This is a genomic window from Qipengyuania marisflavi (assembly GCF_005884405.1).
In the GTDB taxonomy this organism is placed as follows: domain Bacteria; phylum Pseudomonadota; class Alphaproteobacteria; order Sphingomonadales; family Sphingomonadaceae; genus Qipengyuania; species Qipengyuania marisflavi.
The window spans coordinates 292,076-311,483 of record NZ_VCAO01000001.1 but is presented as its reverse complement, the minus strand read 5'-3'; the positions used below and the strand labels follow the sequence as shown (position 1 = coordinate 311,483).

The following is a 19,408-nucleotide window of genomic DNA, read 5'->3' as shown; positions in this document are numbered from 1 at the left end:
TCTAATCATTTGCCGAAAGCGCGGCAGCATCCACCGCACGCGGCCTGTTATCCTCGTCCAATAGGACGAATTTGAAGGTGCCTTGCGCGACCTTGGTCTCGGCCTCGCCATTGCGCGTGCGGGCGATGGCTTCGGCGGTGATGGTGAGCGAGGTGTTGCCGGTCGCCGCGATCTCGCAATAGACCGAGAGTTCGTCGCCTACCTGCATCGCACCGGGGAACGCGAAATCGGTTGCCGAGACGACTACCGCCTTGCCCTGCCCCTCGCGGCTGGCGAGCGAGCCTGCGCCGAGCGCCATCTGGCTCATCAGCCACCCCCCGAACACCCCGCCATAGGGGTTGGTGTCGGCAGGCATGGCCGTGACGCGGATGACGGGGGAGCGGTCAGTCATGTGAACTATGTTCAGTAAGTCGTTGCCGGTCACGATGCCAAAGAGACGTGAGTGTTGCTCCCGCTAAGAATGCTGCCGAAACAAAGATAATCCTCGTCACTGGCCACCAAATCACGTCAATTGCTGTGGAGTAAACCACTGCTTCCCAAATAAGAAACACCAACACGGAAGCCAAACCACCGATTAAGACCGCAAGCCAGAATCTGCTTCCAAAACCGTATTTTGTAAGCACCCAGCCTATCGGTATGGCTGCGCTAACTGCGGCTACTGTGCCGTAAGCTAGACCGCCAACGACAGCGATCATGACGATCCATGAGTCAATCCTTCCAAAGGAAATAAAATCAACCGCCAAGCTTGCAGATGCCATAAAAGTGCCAAGGACTGCGACGGAGAGACCTATCCACTTTAGCACGTAGATCAAACCACCAGCCCCATCGGGTTCTCCACCAGCTGCTGGAAGGCCTGCATGAACTGCGCGCCGTCCGCGCCGTCGATGGCGCGGTGGTCGAAGCTGCCGGTGGCGCTCATCACGGTGGCGACTCCCAGTGCGCCGTCGATCACCCATGGACGCTGCTCGCCCGCGCCGACCGCGAGGATCATCGCCTGCGGCGGGTTGATCACCGCGTCGAACTGCTTGGTGCCGAACATGCCGAGATTGGAGAGCGAGGCGGTGCCGCCCTGGAATTCATGCGGCTGCAGCTTGCCCTCCTTGGCCTTGCCCGCCAGCTCCTTCATCTCGGTGCTGATCTGCGCGAGGCCCTTGCGTCCCGCATCGCGGATGATCGGGGTGATCAGGCCAGACGGTGCGGCCACGGCGACGGAGATATCCTGGCGCGTATAGGCGTACAACTCGTCACCTTGGAAGCTGACGTTGCATTTGGGCACGCGCTGCAATGCGCGGGCCAGTGCCTTGATCAACAGATCGTTGACCGACAGCTTCACCCCGTCTGCCTCGAGGCTGGCGTTCAGTTCGCTGCGCAGCTTGAGCAGCGCATCGAGCCGGACATCCACGGTGAGGTAGATGTGCGGGATAGTCTGCTTCGCTTCGGTCAGCCGGCGCGCGATGACCTTGCGGACGTTGCCCAGCTTCTGCGCTTCGTAAGGCGCATCCAGATCGCCGCCCAGCGTGGTGGGTTTGGGCGCAGCGGCGGGTGCAGCAGCATCGGCTTTTGCCGGAGCGGTGCCGGGCTTGGCATCCTGCACATCGGCTTTCACAATCCGGCCATTGGGGCCGCTGCCGGTGATGACGGACAGGTCCACGCCGTTTTGCTGCGCAATCCGCTTGGCCAGCGGCGATGCTATAATCCGGTCGCCATCCTTTTTGCCAGATGGAGCGGGAGCGGGGGCCGGGGCGGATTTCGCATCGGGAGCCGCTTCGGGTTCGGCATTGGCCTGTGGTTCAGGCTCAGCTTTCGCCTCGGCCTTCGGGGCATCCGCCGCAGGAGCAGCCTTCGCAGCTTCCTCCAGATCCTCGCCCTCTTCGGCCAGCATGGCGATTACGGTGCCGACTTTCACGCCTTCGGCGCCTTCCTCCACTGCGATGGAGGCAATCGTGCCTTCGTCCACCGCTTCGAATTCCATCGTCGCCTTGTCGGTTTCAATCTCGGCCATGATGTCGCCCGCGCTGACCGTGTCACCGGGTTTCACCAGCCATTTGGCCAGCGTGCCCTCTTCCATTGTGGGTGACAGGGCGGGCATCTTGATCGGCGTGGGCATTGGTTAAATCATGTCCTCACTGGGGAGAGTGTTGCCGCTGTCTCTGACCAAAATGCGCGTCCGCCGCAAGGTTCTTGCGCAGAATACGAATTTCGTGGGATGACGCGCGGGTAATGGGGGAACACGCAATGCGCATCTATCTGGTGGTGATGGACGAGACCGAGGAAGCCAAGCAGGCGCTGCGATTTGCCTCGCAGCGGGCCGCAAAGACCGGCGGGTCGGTGCATATATTGGCGCTGGTGCCGACTCAGACCTTCAACGCCTTTGGCGGCGTTCAGGCAACGATTGAACAAGAGGCACGCGAGCGGGCCGAGGTGATGGCCAATGGTGCGGCGGGCAGCATCTTTGCCGAAAGCGGCAAGATGCCCACGATCGCCGTGCGGCCCGGCAATCCGCAGGATGTCATCAACAAATATCTCGACGAACATGGCGAGATCGCGGCGCTGGTGCTGGGCGCCAATGCCGAGGGCGGGCCGGGGCCGCTGGTCAACCATTTCGCCGCCCACGCGGGCACCCTGCCCTGCCCGTTGTATCTGATCCCCGGCGGGCTGGACCGCGATGCTATCGACAGGCTGGCTTAGCGCTTTTTCTTGCGCCCCTGATGCCGGACATTCGCGGGGCGGCCGCGTTGGCCTTGCGAGCGGGTCTGGCCGCCTGAAGCGTTGGGCTTGGGTTTTACCTTAACCTTGGGCGCGGGCCGGTTGCCGCGCTTTTCGATGGGGGCGCCGTCCGTGTCGGGCACTTCGAATTTCAGCGCGCCGGTCAGCGGATTGGCCTCTGCCAGCTTGAGCTTCAGCCTGTCGCCTGAGGCATAACGGGTGCCGGTATGCTCGCCGATCAGCGCGTGTGCCGCATCGTCATAACGGAAATATTCGCGGCCCAGCGTGGACACCGGCACCAACCCGTCACCGCCCAGGCCCAGGATCGTGGCGAAGAAGCCAAAGCCCTGCACCCCGGTGATGCGCGTTTCGAACGTCTCGCCGACGCGGTGCGAAAGCCATGCCGCAACATAGCGGTCGATGGTGTCACGCTCCGCCTCCATCGCGCGGCGTTCGGTCTGGCTGATCGCATCGGTGATCTGCTGCAGGCTCTGGCGGTCGCGGTCGGCCAGGCCGGTCGCCTCGGGCAGATCATCCGCAGGCTTGGGCTGTTCCAGCTTATACGCATCGACCAGCGCGCGGTGGACCAGCAAGTCGGCATAGCGGCGGATAGGCGAGGTGAAGTGAGCATAGCTGCCCAGCGACAGGCCGAAATGCCCGGCATTGGCGGGGCCGTAATAGGCCTGCATCTGGGTGCGCAGCACGGCCTCCATCACCAGCGCCTTCTCCGCCTCGTCTGAGATATCCTTGAGCAGGCGGTTGAACAGACCCGGTGTGACCACCTGACCCATCGCCAGCTTGCGGCCCTGCGTGGCCAGATATTCGCGCAGATTGATCAGCTTTTCGCGGCTCGGTGTCTCGTGGATACGATAGACGACGGGGGCAGTCTTGGCCTCCAGCGCCTTGGCCGCGGCGACATTGGCGGCGATCATGAAATCTTCGACCACGCGGTGCGCGTCCAGCCGCTCGCGGATAGCGATTTCCTCGATCTGGCCCGCATCGTTCAGCCGGACCTGCCGTTCGGGCAGCTCCAGTTCCAGCGGGTCACGATCATGGCGGGCCTTGGCCAGCAGCTTCCACGCGTCCCACAGATGGGTGAGATGATCGGGCGCATCGCTCGCATCAATCGCCTTTTGCGCGTCTTCATAGGCGATGTTCGATGCCAGCCGCACGGTGGCGCGGGTGAAGCGCCATTTGGTGATCTTGCCCTCCGGCGAGATATGCAGATGGCACGCCATCGCGGCGCGGTCGGCGCCCTCCACCAGCGAACAGACATCGGCGCTGAGCACTTCTGGCAGCATCGGCACGACGCGGTCGGGGAAATAGACCGAATTGCCGCGCTTGCGGGCTTCCTTGTCCAGCGCGCCGCCGGGGCGGACGTAGAAACTGACATCGGCAATCGCGACGATGGCATTGAAGCCGCCCTCGCCGTCAGGTTCAGCCCAGATCGCATCGTCATGGTCGCGCGCATCGGCGGGATCGATGGCGACGATGGGAACTTCGCGCAGATCCTCGCGGTGGTCGTCTGACAGGGGCAGCTTGGCGGCCAGCTTGGCCTCTGACACCGCCTCGTCGGGAAAGATGATCGGGATGCCGTGCTTGGCGATGGCGATCAAGCTGAAGCTCTTGGGAGCCAGCGGGTCGCCAATCACTTCGATAACTTTGACGCCGGAGCGTTCGCTCTTGCCGGTGCGTTCGGCCAGCACCAGCTCGCCCGCTTCCGCGCCGCCAAGGTCAGAGATCGGGGCGGAACTGCGCACGCGTTTGTCCACCGGAGCGAGCCAAGCCTTGCCCGCCTTGTCGATCTCCACCACGCCCATCAGCCCTTCAGTGCGGGCGGGCAGCTTCTTCATCGGATGCGCGGTCCAGCCGCGCGCGGTTTCTTCGGTGCGAGCCAGAATGCGGTCGCCGCGTTTGAGCGCCGGCAGCTTCTTCTTTTCGATGACGCGCAGGCGGGGCGGTTTGCTGCCGTCGTCCGGCTCCCAGTTTTCGGGTTCCGCGACGGGTTCGCCCTCGTCGATGTCGACGATCTTGAGCACGGTGACTTTCGGCACGCCGCCCATCTGGTGATAGGCCGTGCGTTTGCCGTCGATCAAGCCTTCCTCGGCCATATCCTTGAGGCGTTTCTTCAGCGCGATTTTCTCCTGCCCCTTCAGGCCGAAGGCCTTGGCAATCTCGCGCTTGCCCGCAGGCGTTGGCGAAGTCTGGAGAAATTCGAGAATGGCGGTTTGCGAGGGCAGACCCTGTGGCCGCCCGTGATATTTTTTCTTATCGTTCATCACCGCCATATGGTGGCGCGGTTACTGACTGTCACCCTCTTCCACCGGAATAGGTGCGAATTGCCCGGCGGGGACTGCGCTGGCGATCGGGCTGCTGGTGCCATCTGCACCCTTGGCGCTGACGCCGAAAATCCAGTCATCACCGCGCACCCCTTCCAGCCGCGCATTGCTGGCGACGATTTCTTCGATCACCGGCACTTCCGGCCAATAGGGCTGGTCAGTGCGCCGCTGCCAGATCGAATAACCCACCGCGCCGGGCACTTCTTCCCACATCAGATCGGTAAAGGTCTGCACGGCAGCCTTGGCCTTGGCAGTCGGCGGCATGGGTGATCTCGCCAGCGCATCCAGTGCGCGGACATTCAGCTGAGTCACCTTGGCCAGATAGGCAAAGTCCATCTTGTCAGCCGTGTCGCCGTATTCCACGCCGTCTTCGGTGCGCAGATCCTGATGTTGCCAGTGATAATTCTCCACCGCGACCGACAGGCGAACTGCGGGATACCCCTTCTCAAGGAACGGGATCTGGTCCCCGCCCCGGCCCATCCGGTCGGCGCGCCAGATCTGGCGGACGTCAAGATTGGCATGATCGGTTTCAGCCAGCCGGTCGATAAAGCGCGACAGATTGCGGCTTGGCGTATCGTTCTCGCCGCCCTCGCGCCGTTGCGCTGCACGCACGGCGTCGGTCAGATCGGCACGCGGGCCTTCGGAAAACACGCGGACATGGGCATCGTCGCAATATCCGTCGCTGCCGCAGCTGCCGCCCACAATGTCATTGTTCAGCACGGCCTTGACCTGCCAGCCCTGCTCCGCCGCATAATCGGCCATCAACTGACCGCCGAACAGACCCTGCTCTTCGCCTGATAACAGCGCATAAACGATCGTGACGGGATAGCGTCGCTTGGACAAATTGCGCGCCGCTTCCAGAACCAGCACGGTGCCAGAGCCATCATCGTTTGCGCCGGGGGCATCGCTTTGCCAATCCAGCGGATCGGTGACGCGGCTGTCGATATGACCCTGGACGATCACCACCTCATCGGGCCGCTCGGTCCCGCGCTGGATCGCAACGGCATTGCGCAGCCGTGTGGGGTTGGGAATGCGTCCACCCTCCACCATACGCTCTGGCGCGACCACGGTCAGGCATCCGCTGCAATCGCGGGAAATGCGTTCGAATTCCGCCAAGCCCCAATCGACAGCCGCACCAATCCCGCGCTTGGGATCGGTTTGCGACGACAGCGTGTGCCGCGTGCCGAATGCCACCAGCGTATCGATATCGGAACGCAGCCGGTCCTGCGACACAGCCGCCGCCGGATCGGGCGGAGGCGGGATATCCTGCGGGGCAAATTCCTGCGCGCTGACAGGAGCGGCAAGCGGGGCGGCGAGAAGGGCGGCGGTCAGAGCGAGTGTTTTCATACCCGCCTGTGTCGGCCAATCCTCCCGTCAGATCAAGCTAGTACGCCTTGGCGAGCAATACGCGTTCGCTTGCCGCTTCTCCGGTGAAGATGCACGGACCGTCAACCGGCGCTGCGCCGATGGGCACATTGCGCATGGTCAGCTTGTGCTTCTTGAGCTGCTCGACAATTGCTTCTAGCGCATCCCCGGTTGGCTTGGACCATTGAACTTCGACCCATCCGGGATAGCGTGACGCGGCAAAATGTGCCTCAACCGCAGCAAAATCGGAAACGCCGCGTGTGATGTTTGCCTCGCGCCGGTTATGCGCCTCGGTGAAGATGCCGGTCTGCATATCGGTCAGGATCGCTTGGATCGACTGCCCCGCCTCGTCGCGGGTTGGTGCAGCAAAGGCAGGCTTGCCATTGTCCGTGTTCCACAGCCGGTCACGGCGCAGCAGACTGACAACGCCGCCCTGCATATCGCGGCCGCCTACCTCGACAATGACCGGCGCACCCTTTCGCACCCAGTCCCAGCGTTTCTGCGCGGCCTTGCCCGGACGAGTGTCGAGCAGCACGCGGATGTTTTCGCCCAGCACCTGCTGGTCCGCCAGCGTTGCGCGCAGGATTTCGCAATAGTCGATCAGCGCGGCATCGCCGTCATCGTCGCGCAGCATCGGCAGGATTACGACCTGCTGCGGCGCGATTGCGGGCGGCAGCCGCAGTCCATCATCATCGCCGTGGGTCATGATAACGCCGCCAACCATGCGGGTGGACACGCCCCAGCTGGTGGTGTGGCAGAATGTCTGCGTGCCTTCGCGGTCCTGATATTGGATGCCGCTGGCGCGTGCGAAATTGGTGCCGAGATAATGGCTGGTGCCGGCCTGCAAAGCCTTGCCATCCTGCATCATCGCCTCGATCGACCATGTCTCCACCGCGCCGGGGAAACGTTCGTTCTCGGGCTTTTCACCCGCGATTACCGGCATCGCCAGATCTTCCTCGGCAAAGGCGCGGTACACTTCCAGCATCGTCAGCGTATGGTCGCGCGCTTCGACTTCGTCGGCATGGGCGGTGTGCCCTTCCTGCCAGAGGAATTCGCTGGTGCGCAGGAACATCCGTGTGCGCATTTCCCAGCGCACGACATTGGCCCACTGGTTCAGCTTCAACGGCAGATCGCGCCAGCTTTGCACCCAGCGTGCCATTGCATCGCCAAAGATGGTTTCCGACGTTGGCCGAACCACCAGCGGTTCTTCCAGCTTCGCCTCGGGATCGGGGATCAGCCCGCCCTTGCCATCCGCGATCAGGCGGTGGTGCGTGACAACGGCCATTTCCTTGGCGAAGCCTTCGACATGCGCGGCCTCACGTTCGAAATTGGAAAGCGGAATGAACAGGGGGAAGTAGCAGTTCTCGTGGCTCGTCGCCTTGATCCGGTCGTCCAGCAGGCGCTGCATCCGTTCCCAGATACCATAGCCCCACGGCTTGATGACCATGCAACCGCGCACGCCCGATTCTTCGGCCATACCGGCGGCGGAGATGACCTCCTGATACCAGGCGGCGAAATCATCGGCGCGTTTGGTGCTGAGCGCATGGCGTATCTGGGCCACGGGATTATCCTGTTATTGCTGGGGTAGAGTTCGGGCGCGCCGATGACGTTATTTGGAAAGCTCGTCCAGCTTCTTCTGCATGGCTGCCATCTGCTCGCGCATCTGGGCCAGTTCGCTGTTGGCGTCAGGCTTGGCAGACTTGCGCGCGCCGGGGATCAGGGCCTCGGTCGCGGCCTGCACCATGCGGATGTTGGTTTCCGCAATCTTGGCGATGGGATTGGCGCCCAGCCCGCTTTTGAATGCTTCGTGCAATTGTTCACGGTTCTTGCGGAAATTGGCCATGCTGGCTTCCAGATAGCTGGGCATCATCGCCTGCATCGAATTGCCATACATCGAAATCAGATCACGCAGGAAGCTGACCGGCAGCATCTGCCCGCCGTGGCTTTCTTCCTCGACAATGATCTGCGTCAGAATGGTGTGCGTGATGTCATCGCCGGTCTTGGCGTCCAGGACTTTGAAATCGACATTTTCGCGAACCATTCCGGCCAGATCGTCCAGCGTGATATAGCTGGAGGTGTCGGTGTTGTAGAGCCGCCGGTTGGCGTATTTCTTGATGGTGATCGGTTCGCCCTCGGGCGTGCGTTTGGCCATGTGGATGCGTTTCCCCTGATGCAGTTGCGAACGCCTTTAGCACTTGCACAATGTGCAGCGCAACATAAGCGCCTCAAAGACCGAAGCGGCGGCCCAGCAAAGTCAGCAATTCATATTGGGATACAGCAGTTTGCTGCGCCGCATCAGGCAGTGAATAAGGCAGTTCTGCCCAGTCACCCTCGGTCAGATTGGGCGCAGCTGACAGATCGATCACGATCATATCCATCGACACCTTGCCAAGGATCGGCAGGTGGCGGCCATCGTGCACAAATGTTGCGCCGCCCCAATTGCGCAATATCCCATCGGCATAGCCCAGCGACAGCACGCCCACCGGCATGGCGGCAGGAGCGGTGAAGCTGGCATTGTAGCCCACAGTATCGCCCGCGCTCAATTCACGGCGCTGGATGATGGCGGCTTGCGGAAAGGCCACCTGGCGAATCTTGCCCACAAATTCGCGGCGCGCGATACCGCCATACAGCGCGAGGCCGGGGCGGGTCAGGTCGAAGTGATAATCGCCGCCCAGTGCCGTCCCGGCGCTGTTGGTCAGGCTGGCTTCGCGGTGGGCAATCATGGGCATCACATCGCGAAACGCCGCCAGCTGGCGTGCGTTCATGGCGCTGTCTTCATCGGCACAGGCCAGATGCGACATCAGCGTCTGAACGTCCAAAGCCTGAACCACAGGATCGCTGATTTCACGGGGCGCAATGCCGAGGCGGTTGATCCCGGTGTCGACCATCAAATCACACGGCCCGCCGCCGCTCTCGACCCACAATTTTGTCTGATGCAGCGAGACGATAACGGGCCGCACGCCGGTGGCACGCGCGAATGCTGTTTCGTCGGTGTTGAGCGGTCCGTGCAGCACCGAAAGCTGGCTGGCGGGCACATGGTGCAGCGCGTCAGGAACCTCGCTCCAATGCGCGACGAAGAAATCGCGCGCGCCCGCATCGCGCAACACGGGCAGGCAATTGCCGGTGCCCAGCCCATAGCAATTGGCCTTCACCGCCGCGCCTGCCCGCGCAGTACCCGACATCCGGTCAAGCGTGCGCCAATTGTGCGCCAGCGCCGCGCTGTCGAGCTGCAGCCGCAAGGTGGGCGCAGGAAGGTCAGTCATGCGGTGATCATGGCAGCACGGGCGAAGCGGGCGGCGCGTCCCCGCTGGTCTCTTCAAAATCGCGCGGCGGTCCGTCGGGCAAGCCCCACCACGCCACGACCAGGCCAAACGCCACCACCGCCATAGTGTACCACAGCCCGGCATAAACATCGCCAGTGCGCGCCACGATGATGCCAGCGATCAGCGGCAGAAACCCGCCCAGATAGCCTGCGCCGATATGATAGGGGATCGACATCGAACTGTAGCGGATACGCGGCGGAAACATTTCGCTCAGCAGCGCGGCAACCGAACCATAAGTCAGCGCCGAAAGCATCCCGCACACCAGCAGCAGCGCGACGATACCCAGGATATTGCCAATCGGCGGTGCCTGCTTGCTGAAGTCGAACCCGCGTTCTGTCAGCGCAGACTGCACCCCGTCGCGAAGTGCCGCGCTGTCGGCCTGCCATGCGGGTGCGATCGCCACCGGCTCACCCCCCACGCTGAGCGCGAGCTTTGATGCGGGCTGGATGGTGTAGGCCACACCGCTGGCCGTCAGAGCCTCCAGCACGCGCCCGCATTCGGTCTGCTGACGGCTAAACAGATCGGCAAAGGGATCGGTGGTGCACCCCGTGCCCGCAACCACAACCGGATTATCCCGCGCAGCATTGGCCAGGCCGGGATTGGCCAGACTGCCCATCGCCCAGAAAATCGGGAACAGCAGCAACAGCGACAAAATCGCACCGATGATGATCGGCTTCTTGCGCCCCACCCGGTCTGACCATTTGCCGACAAACACGTAAAAGCTCATCGAGATCAGCCCAGCAAACAGCAGGATCAGCTCGACCGTCCCCTCCTCCACCCGCATATCGCGGCGCAGGAACGAGAGGCTGGAGAAAAACGCTGTGTACCAGATCGTGGTCAGCACGCCGGTAATCCCGAACAGCGCGACGAAGATGCGCTTGGGATTGCCGGGATAGGTCATGCTTTCCTTGAACGGATTGGCCGAGGTTTCACCCGCAGCCTTCATCGCTTCGAACACCGGGCTTTCCGACAGCTTGAGCCGCATCCACAGCGAAATCCCCAGCAGCACGATCGACAGCAGGAACGGTACGCGCCAGCCCCATGCGGCAAAGTCATCGGCAGGGATCAGCGCACGGCAGATGATCACGACCAGGATCGACAGGACGAACCCGCCGACCACGCTGGCCTGGATGAAACTGGTGTAGAACCCGCGCTTTTCGGGCGGGGCGTGTTCGGCAACATAGATTGCCGCGCCGCCATATTCGCCGCCCAGCGCCAGCCCTTGCAAGATGCGCAGGCCGATCACGATAATCGGCGCGGCAATGCCAATACTTGCCGCGCCGGGGATCAGGCCGACCCCGGCGGTCGCAACGCCCATCAGCGTGACGGTGACGAGGAAGGTGTATTTGCGCCCCAGCCGGTCACCAAGAAACCCGAACAGGATCGCGCCCAGCGGACGAAAGCCAAAGCCGACGGCAAATCCGGCCCAGACCAGCAGGATCTGCAATGTCTCGTTCCCGCTGGGGAAGAAGGCCGCGCCGATCAGACCGGCGAGCGTGCCGTAGATGAAGAAGTCATACCATTCGAAGACTGTTCCCGCCGAACTGGCGGCAATCACCAGGCGAATTTCCTTGTCGCTTGGTTGCCGCTGCACTGCGGCTGCGCTGTCTGCCATGGATGGCTCCCCTGCCCTTGTTACCGATTTGTCCGTGGCTTTACCGTCCACCGCCGGTGTTGGAAAGCGCATCAAGCGCGGCTCTCCACGGCAGCAGGATCGCGTCGTGGCGTCCCGGATATTCCCGCGCCGGGGCAAGCATTGCAATGCGCGGCCAGTGCGGAACCGGGCCATCGGCTTTCAGCCATGCGCTGATCTGGTCGAGATTTTCGGCAAGTGAGGACACGTTCGCTCCCTTAGCCGCAGCCGCAAAGATCGCCGCCGCGCCCTGGCCGACCGCGCAGGCAGTCACGCGCATTCCGACGTTTGCAAGCGCGCCATCTGGCCTAAGCGAGACCGAAAGCGCAATCTCGCTGCCGCAGCTTCTCGAGCGGGCTGCGCCTTGTAGCGCAGCGCTTTGATCAAGGGGGTAAGCCGCCAGCTCAACTGCCAGCTGCAACAGTTCGGGCGAATACAGCACCGCGCGGCGCGGCGGTGTCATGATCCGCCGTTGCTGCCCGGCAATCTGGTATTTTCCCGAAGCCGGGCGCGGCGTTCAGCGAGCACTTCGACCAGCGCGCGCGAGCTGGCATCAACCAGTTCATAACTGCGCGCCGTGGTCATCCATGCGGGCCGGCCTTTGTAGCTCCACACTGAATCGTAACCCAGCACCAGCAGCGAGAACGCGATGACCACAATCAACGCGCCCTTCAGCCCGCCGAATCCAAAACCCAGCACCCGGTCGATTGGCCCCATCACCGGGTCTTTCGATGCGGCGCTGACATTGTTGGCGATGACCTTCATCGCGGCATAGGGAATCAGCAGAAGTATTGCGAAGGCCAGCACGGTGGTGGACAAATTCTGTCCCAGAAATCCCTGCAATGCGATGGTTAGTGGCGTGTGCAGAAAGCGTATCGCCGCGGCCGCCAAAACCCATGCCGCAAGCGACAGGACTTCCTGCACAAAGCCGCGCATAAAACCACCAACGGCGGCAACGCCGACGATGAACAGAACAAGGAGATCAAAGCCCGTCATAACCCGGCGGTGATCTATTGCGTCCCGACCACCTGGTCAACGAGGTTCATCACCTGACGCAGCCCGGAATAGCGCAATTTCTGGGGAATACCCTTGGCATCTGCAGGCCCGAAACCGGCGCCAAACCCCAGCTTGGCCGCTTCGCGCAGGCGCAGTCCGGCGTGGGCGACGGGGCGAATCTCTCCGGCCAGCGAAACCTCGCCCAGCCAGACGCTGCGGTCTGGCAAAGGCTTGTCAGCCAGCGCGCTGACCAGTGCCGCAGCCACCGCAAGATCAGCGGCGGGATCGGACAAGCGGTAACCGCCCGCCACATTCAAATACACTTCCGCCGAGCTGAAGTTCAGACCGCAGCGCGATTCGAGCACCGCCAGAAGCATCGCGAGCCGCCCCGAATCCCACCCGACAACCGCGCGCCGCGGGGTCGCGCCCGATTGCAATCGCACGATCAGTGCCTGAATTTCGACCAGCACCGGGCGCGTGCCTTCCATTGCCGGGAACACTGCGCTGCCTGCCAGTGGCTCGTCACGCCCGGTCAGGAACAGCATGGACGGGTTGGCGACTTCCTCAAGCCCCTCCCCCGCCATGGCGAAAACGCCGATTTCATCGACCGCGCCAAACCGGTTTTTGAGCGCGCGCAGGATGCGGTATTGGTGGCTGCGCTCACCCTCAAAGCTCATCACCACGTCGACCATATGTTCCAGCACACGCGGCCCGGCGATTGTGCCATCCTTGGTAACATGACCGACCAGAACCATCGCGGTGCCGGTTTCCTTGGCATAGCGGATCAGCTCAAAGGCGCAGCCGCGCACCTGGCTGACCGTGCCCGGCGCTCCTTCTATGGTGTCGGAATGCATGGTCTGGATCGAATCAATCACCAGCAGCCGGGGCGGCGGCATGGTGCCCAGCGTTGTCAGGATGTCGCGAACCCCTGTCGCCGCAGCCAGCTTCACCGGCGCATCGGACAGGCCAAGCCGCTCGGCCCGCATCCGCACCTGCCCCGCAGCTTCCTCGCCGCTGACATAAACCACGCCGTGCCCCTCGCGCGCGATCTTGGCAGCGGCTTGCAGCAGCAGTGTCGATTTGCCGATGCCCGGATCGCCGCCCATCAGGATAGCGGAACCCGGCACAAGTCCCCCGCCCAATGCGCGGTCGAATTCCGCCAGTCCCGTCGCCTGGCGCACCGGCATCTTGCCCGGCTTGTCCAGATCTACGAATTCAACGGCCCTGCCGCCGCTGGAAAGGTCATGCTTCATGGAGAACACCGTGGCGGGGGCATCCTCCACCAGCGTGTTCCATTCTGCACAATCAGGACATTGCCCCTGCCAGCGGTGCGAAACACCGCCGCAGGCCTGACAGATATATCGGCGTTTCGGTTTGGCCATAGACGCATCGCTAGCGGGAACATTTCACGAACGCAATTGCCTTTGGCGTCCCATCCATGCACAAGGGTGTTGATGCGGCAAAAGGAATTGCGAATTGCGCTGATCTGCTACGGCGGGGTCAGTCTGGCGGTCTATATGCACGGCGTCACGCGTGAGCTGTGGCAGCTGGCGCGGGCGAGCCGCGATTTCCACGCGGGAGGCGCGGCCAGCAGTGATGTAACTGGCGTTTATCGCGATCTGCTGGAGCATATCGAACAGGAACACGGCCTGCGGCTGCGGGTATTGCCCGATATCATGAGCGGTGCGAGCGCGGGCGGGATCAACGCCGTCTTTCTGGCGCAGGCTATCCATTCGGGTCAGAGTCTGGAACCGCTGACCAATCTGTGGCTCGAAATGGCCGATGTCGACCGGCTCACCGATCCGCTGGCGCGGCTGTCATGGCGGTTCGACAAAATCTGGGCACAGCCCTTTGCCAATTGGCTGCTCAACCGGCCCGGTAACGAAATTGCCGATACTGTCGCCCCGGAAACCCGCGCCGAAGTGCGCCGCAAGGTTTCGCATCTGATCCGTGGCCGCTGGTTTGAACCGCCCTTCTCCGGCCTCGGCTTTTCGCAATTGCTGGAAGAGGCGTTCAGCGCGATGGCCGCTTCCGATATCGAGCAACCACTGCTGCCGCCCGGCCATCCACTCGATCTGTTTGTGACCGCTACGGATTTTCACGGTCATCTGGAATTGCTCCGGCTCAACAGCCCGCCGGTGGTTGAGGATAGCGAGCACCGGATGCCGATCGCATTCCGGCGAAAGTCTCCGGCGCAGGGCGGTGACGATCTGGCCGACCCGCTGGAACTGGTGTTTGCTGCGCGCGCGACAGCCAGCTTCCCCGGTGCGTTTCCGCCGCTCAAGATCGACGAGATCGAGCAGCTGGCCTTGGGATCAGGCCGCAAATGGTCAGGGCAGGAGGCATTTCTCGACCGGATCATGCCGGTTCACGCCAAGCGGGGCAGCACCAATACGGTGTCGCTGATCGATGGCTCGGTGCTGGTGAACAAACCGTTTGCGGGAGCGATGGCGGCGTTGCAGGGACGTCCGGCGCAGCGCGAAGTGGACCGGCGCTTTGTCTATGTCGATCCCCGGCCCGACCGCTTTGGCAGTTTTGCCGAGCGCAGCGGGCAGGAGGTGGGCTTTTTCTCCGCCATATTCGGATCGCTTTCCACCATTCCGCGCGAACAGCCGATCCGTGACAATCTTGAACAACTGGAACAGCAAAGCCGCGAGGCGGAGCGGCTGAGCCGGATCGTCGCGGCGCTGCGGCCCGAGGTTGAGCGCGAAGTCGATAAATTGTTCGGGCGGACGCTGTTTCTTGACCGCCCTACCCCCGCCCGGCTCAAGGCGTGGCGGCAAAAGGCGCAGCAACGCGCGTCTGAAAGCGCGGGATATGCCTTCCATTCCTATGCGCAGGCGAAGTTTGCCGCCATCGTCTCGCGGCTTGCGCGGCTCGCATTTGCGGCGGCTCCGGGATTGGGAATTGCCGATTGTGTGCCGATCGAGGCAATATTGCGCGAAGAGCTGGGCAATCGTGGGTTGGCGACGCTGGCGGCACCATCTGGCGGTGCATCAGCCGAAGCAATCGCCTTTTTCCGCGAGCATGACATTGGCTTCCGCATCCGCCGCCTGCGATTGCTGGCACGGCGGTTGGCGCGGGATTGGGAGGCTGATCCCGACATCCCCGATGATGCGCTCGAAATCGCGCGCGACCGGATTTATGCGATCCTGGCGCTATATTTCGAGAAAGAAGGGCTGGCTGCCCTCGGCCCTGCGTTCGAGCCGATTGCAGGGCAGGTGCTTAGCGATCCGGGTACCATGCTGGATATGCTGGAAGCAAAGCGGTTGCTGCCCGAAGTGGACGATCAGGCCGAAGCGATGCTGGCCGAGGCGCTGGAGGAAATGCCCAAGCCGCTGCGCCGCCGGATGCTGCTGACCTATCTGGGCTATCCCTTTTATGATGTGGCCACCCTACCCTTGCTGCGCAGCGAAGGGCTGACCGAATTTGACCCAGTAAAGGTCGACCGGATCAGTCCCGATGACGCGCGCAGTATCCGTGATGGCGGCACCCGCGCGACCTTGCGGGGCACTGAGTTTTACAATTTCGGCGCGTTCTTCAGCCGCGCCTATCGTGAGAACGATTATCTGTGGGGGCGGCTGCACGGGGCCGAGCGGATGATCGATCTAATCTGCTCAACCGTCGATGCGGCCATCGCGCGCGACACTATCCGCACCTTCAAGCGCCGGGCATTTCTGGCGATCCTGGATGCCGAGGCTGCGATGGATCGCTGCGATGCGGCGCTGATTGCGCAATTGCGTTCCGAAGTGGGCGAACGCCTAGGCTGAGGCGCTGAACGCACCCTTTAATTTGTCGAAGAAGCCGCGGCTTTCGGGACATTCGTCGCCAGTTTCGGTGTCGCGAAACTGTTCGAGAATGGCCCGCTGTTCCTTGCTCAGCTTGGTCGGCGTTTCCACGGCAATCTCGACAACCAGATCACCGCGCCCGCGCCCTTGCAGCACCGGCATACCCGCCCCGCGCTGGCGCAATTGCTTGCCCGACTGGATGCCGGCGGGAATCTCTATCGACACTTCATCACCGTCGAGGCCGGGAATCTCTATCGATCCGCCCAGCGCCGCCTTGGTAAAACTGATGGGCACGCGCGTCGCCAATGTAGTGCCTTCGCGCTGGAAAATCTGGTGCGGTTTGAGATGCACGAAAATGTACAAATCACCCGGAGGTGCGCCGCGCGGCCCGGCTTCGCCCCGGCCCGACAGACGGATGCGGGTGCCGGTATCGACGCCAGGCGGAATTTCCACTGCCAGTGTCTGCGGCTGATCAACGCGGCCTTCGCCGCCGCAATCGCGGCAGGGGCTGGAGATAACCTGGCCATTGCCGTGGCAATTGGGACAGGGCCGCTCGACCACGAAGAAGCCCTGCTTGGCGCGAACTTTACCCTGACCACCGCACAGATTGCAGGTGCGCGCGCGGGTGCCGGGGGTGGCGCCGCTGCCGTGACAGGTGTCGCAGCTTTGCGAGACTTCGATCTCGATCTCGGTCGATTTGCCGTGGAAGGCGTCTTCCAGATCGATCTGCATGTCATAGCGCAGATCGGCACCGCGCCGCTGTTGCTGGCGTCCGCCACCGCCGCCGCCAAAGGCGCTGCCGAAAATGGTTTCGAATATGTCCCCGATATCGCCGAAATCGGCACCGGGATGGCTGCCACCACCCGCGCCGCCATTGGCAAAGGCGGCATGGCCATAGCGATCATAGGCCGCGCGTTTCTGCGGGTCTTTCAGGCATTCATAGGCACCGCTGATGGCCTTGAACTTGCCCTCGCTCTCGGTGCAACCGGGGTTGCGGTCAGGGTGATGCTGCATGGCAAGCTTGCGATAGGCGGACTTGATCGTCGCCCCATCGGCACTGCGCTCGACACCGAGCAGCTCGTAAAAATCCATTTCGGTCGCGGGCATGGTCGTAGAATCCTAACCGCCACCGGAGCGCAAATGCACCGGTGGCGGTGAGTTTATCATCAGGCGATCAGGCCTTCGGCTCTTCGCCGGCGTCGTCGACTTCGGAAAATTCCGCATCGACCACTTCTTCGGCAGCATCACTGCCGCCTTCGCCCCCGGCACCGTCTGCCGGAGCTTCGGCAGCGGCATTGGCCTGTTCGGCTTCGTAGATGGTCTGACCCATCTTCATGGCCGATTCGGTCAGCGCCTGCGCTGCGCTGCTGATGGCGGCGGCATCGTCGCCTTCCAGCGCGGTCTTGGTCGCTGCGATCTTTTCCTCGATCTCTGACTTGAGCGAAGCGTCGATCTTCTCGCCATGTTCGGCCAGCTGCTTCTCGGTTGCGTGAACCAGGCTGTCGGCCTGATTGCGCGCTTCGGCGGTTTCGCGGCGGGCCTTGTCCTCTTCGGCAAACTTTTCGGCATCCTTGACCATCTGGTCGATATCCGAATCGTTCAGGCCGCCACTGGCCTGGATCTTGATCTGCTGTTCCTTGCCGGTGCCCTTGTCCTTGGCACTGACGTTCACGATGCCATTGGCGTCGATGTCGAACGTGACCTCGATCTGCGGGACACCCCGCGGCGCGGAGGGAATGCCAAGCAGGTCGAACTGTCCCAGCATCTTGTTATCGGCAGCCATCTCGCGCTCGCCCTGGAACACGCGGATCGTCACGGCCTCCTGATTGTCTTCGGCAGTCGAATAGGTCTGCGTCTTCTTGGTCGGGATCGTGGTGTTGCGGTCGATCATGCGGGTGAACACGCCGCCCAGCGTTTCGATACCCAGCGACAGCGGGGTTACGTCGAGCAGCAGCACGTCCTTGACGTCGCCCTGCAACACGCCGGCCTGAATGGCCGCGCCCATTGCCACGACTTCGTCGGGGTTCACGCCGGTGTGCGGCTTCTTGCCGAAGAATTCTTCGACCACTTCGCGCACCTTGGGCATGCGGGTCATACCGCCGACCAGCACGACTTCGTCGATGCCGCCCTTGTCCATACCGGCATCGGCCAGCGCCTTCTTGCACGGTTCAAGCGTGCGCTTGATCAGATCGCCGACCAGCTGTTCCAGCTTTGAACGCGTGAGCGTTTCGACCAGATGCAGCGGCGTGGTGGCGCCGCCTTCCATGCGTGCGGTGATAAAGGGCAGGTTGATTTCGGTCTGCGCGGAACTGGACAGCTCAATCTTCGCCTTCTCGGAGGCTTCCTTCAAGCGTTGCAGAGCAAGCTTGTCGGTCTTGAGGTCCATGTTTTCCTTCTTCTTGAACTCGGCTGCAAGGTATTCGACGATCACGCCGTCAAAATCTTCGCCGCCCAGGAAGGTGTCGCCATTGGTCGACTTCACTTCGAACACGCCGTCGCCGATTTCCAGAACCGAAACGTCGAACGTGCCGCCGCCCAGATCGTAAACCGCGATGGTCTTGCCGTCTTCCTTGTCCATGCCATAGGCCAGCGCCGCGGCAGTGGGTTCGTTGATGATGCGAAGCACCTCAAGTCCGGCGATCTGGCCGGCATCCTTGGTGGCCTGACGCTGGGCATCGTTGAAATATGCCGGGACGGTGATGACCGCCTGCGTAACAGTTTCGCCAAGATAGCTTTCGGCGGTTTCCTTCATTTTCTGAAGGATGAAAGCGGACACCTGGCTGGGCGAATATTCTTCGCCGCCGGCCTTGACCCATGCGTCACCATTCTTGCCCTTGACGATGTCATAGGGGACCAGCTCCATGTCCTTCTTGGTCATGGGGTCATCGAAACGGCGGCCGATCAAGCGCTTGATTGCGAACAGCGTGCTGTCGGGATTGGTCACTGCCTGGCGCTTGGCCGGCTGACCGATCAGACGCTCATTGTCCTTGGTGAAGGCAACGATCGAAGGCGTGGTACGTGCGCCCTCTGCATTTTCTACTACCTTGGGCTTGCCCCCATCCATCACCGCGACGCAGCTGTTGGTGGTGCCGAGGTCGATACCGATTACTTTAGCCATGGTTTCCCCATCTGTTACAAATCATTGGACGCCGCGCATTCGATTCCCCGTAGGTGGCGAAACCGGTCAGCGGCTCATTGAGTAAGGTGTGTTACCCGGGCGATATAGGTGCGGTTTCCCTTGGCACAAGAGAAACGCCC

Annotated in this window: 16 protein-coding genes; 2 read left to right on the top strand and 14 right to left on the bottom strand. The window is 62.4% G+C overall.

Annotated features, from left to right (window positions below; genetic code table 11):
- Position 1: 1 nt before the first annotated feature.
- The 3 genes from FEV51_RS01560 to FEV51_RS01550 are packed head-to-tail and all read right to left on the bottom strand — an operon-like array spanning position 2 to position 2,107.
- Complete coding sequence (locus tag FEV51_RS01560) at positions 2–391, bottom strand: acyl-CoA thioesterase (protein ID WP_138615474.1); 390 nt, start codon at positions 389–391, stop codon at positions 2–4.
- The gene (locus tag FEV51_RS01555) at positions 384–758 is read right to left on the bottom strand and encodes a hypothetical protein (protein ID WP_138615473.1); all 375 of its coding nucleotides are present in this window, start codon (positions 756–758) and stop codon (positions 384–386) included. The genes FEV51_RS01560 and FEV51_RS01555 overlap by 8 nt, the downstream gene beginning before the upstream one ends.
- A gap of 50 nt (positions 759–808) precedes the next feature.
- The gene (locus FEV51_RS01550; protein ID WP_138615472.1) at positions 809–2,107 is read right to left on the bottom strand and encodes a pyruvate dehydrogenase complex dihydrolipoamide acetyltransferase; all 1,299 of its coding nucleotides are present in this window, start codon (positions 2,105–2,107) and stop codon (positions 809–811) included.
- A 128-nt stretch (positions 2,108–2,235) separates the two neighbouring features.
- Here FEV51_RS01550 and FEV51_RS01545 point away from each other — a divergent pair, with 128 nt between their 5' ends.
- On the top strand, positions 2,236–2,688 hold the full coding sequence (locus FEV51_RS01545) for a universal stress protein (RefSeq protein WP_138615471.1): 453 nt from the start codon (positions 2,236–2,238) through the stop codon (positions 2,686–2,688).
- Here FEV51_RS01545 and rnr read toward each other — a convergent pair.
- The 9 genes from rnr to radA form a co-directional block, all read right to left on the bottom strand.
- On the bottom strand, positions 2,685–4,985 hold the full coding sequence (rnr, locus tag FEV51_RS01540; RefSeq protein ID WP_171033003.1) for a ribonuclease R: 2,301 nt from the start codon (positions 4,983–4,985) through the stop codon (positions 2,685–2,687). The two genes, FEV51_RS01545 and rnr, sit on opposite strands and share 4 nt — an antisense overlap.
- Positions 4,986–5,006: 21 nt before the next feature.
- Positions 5,007–6,392 (bottom strand): M28 family peptidase, encoded by a 1,386-nt coding sequence (locus tag FEV51_RS01535; protein WP_138615469.1) that lies wholly within the window; start codon positions 6,390–6,392, stop codon positions 5,007–5,009.
- A 37-nt stretch (positions 6,393–6,429) separates the two neighbouring features.
- Positions 6,430–7,971 (bottom strand): proline--tRNA ligase, encoded by a 1,542-nt coding sequence (gene proS / locus FEV51_RS01530; RefSeq protein WP_138615468.1) that lies wholly within the window; start codon positions 7,969–7,971, stop codon positions 6,430–6,432.
- A gap of 48 nt (positions 7,972–8,019) precedes the next feature.
- Positions 8,020–8,562, bottom strand: coding sequence for a polyhydroxyalkanoate synthesis repressor PhaR (gene phaR / locus FEV51_RS01525; RefSeq protein ID WP_138615467.1), 543 nt, complete (start codon positions 8,560–8,562; stop codon positions 8,020–8,022).
- A 73-nt stretch (positions 8,563–8,635) separates the two neighbouring features.
- The gene (locus FEV51_RS01520) at positions 8,636–9,673 is read right to left on the bottom strand and encodes an alanine racemase (RefSeq protein ID WP_138615466.1); all 1,038 of its coding nucleotides are present in this window, start codon (positions 9,671–9,673) and stop codon (positions 8,636–8,638) included.
- 7 nt (positions 9,674–9,680) lie between these two features.
- Positions 9,681–11,348 carry an MFS transporter gene (locus FEV51_RS01515; RefSeq protein ID WP_138615465.1) on the bottom strand — a complete coding sequence of 556 codons (1,668 nt, stop codon included), beginning with the start codon at positions 11,346–11,348 and terminating at the stop codon, positions 9,681–9,683.
- A 40-nt stretch (positions 11,349–11,388) separates the two neighbouring features.
- Positions 11,389–11,829 carry an iron-sulfur cluster assembly scaffold protein gene (locus FEV51_RS01510; RefSeq protein ID WP_138615464.1) on the bottom strand — a complete coding sequence of 147 codons (441 nt, stop codon included), beginning with the start codon at positions 11,827–11,829 and terminating at the stop codon, positions 11,389–11,391.
- On the bottom strand, positions 11,826–12,362 hold the full coding sequence (locus FEV51_RS01505) for a CvpA family protein (RefSeq protein ID WP_138615463.1): 537 nt from the start codon (positions 12,360–12,362) through the stop codon (positions 11,826–11,828). Before FEV51_RS01505 ends, FEV51_RS01510 begins: the two co-directional genes overlap by 4 nt.
- A gap of 14 nt (positions 12,363–12,376) precedes the next feature.
- Positions 12,377–13,744: a DNA repair protein RadA gene (gene radA / locus FEV51_RS01500; RefSeq protein WP_138615462.1), complete on the bottom strand. Its 1,368-nt coding sequence runs from the start codon at positions 13,742–13,744 to the stop codon at positions 12,377–12,379.
- Between the two features lie 72 nt (positions 13,745–13,816).
- Between radA and FEV51_RS01495 the strand changes: the two genes are divergently transcribed.
- Complete coding sequence (locus FEV51_RS01495; RefSeq protein WP_138616307.1) at positions 13,817–16,132, top strand: patatin-like protein; 2,316 nt, start codon at positions 13,817–13,819, stop codon at positions 16,130–16,132.
- On the opposite strand, the gene dnaJ is transcribed toward FEV51_RS01495, so the two are convergent.
- Positions 16,124–17,257, bottom strand: coding sequence for a molecular chaperone DnaJ (dnaJ, locus tag FEV51_RS01490; protein WP_138615461.1), 1,134 nt, complete (start codon positions 17,255–17,257; stop codon positions 16,124–16,126). The two genes, FEV51_RS01495 and dnaJ, sit on opposite strands and share 9 nt — an antisense overlap.
- Positions 17,258–17,324: 67 nt before the next feature.
- Positions 17,325–19,268: a molecular chaperone DnaK gene (dnaK, locus tag FEV51_RS01485; protein WP_138615460.1), complete on the bottom strand. Its 1,944-nt coding sequence runs from the start codon at positions 19,266–19,268 to the stop codon at positions 17,325–17,327.
- Positions 19,269–19,408: the final 140 nt, after the last annotated feature.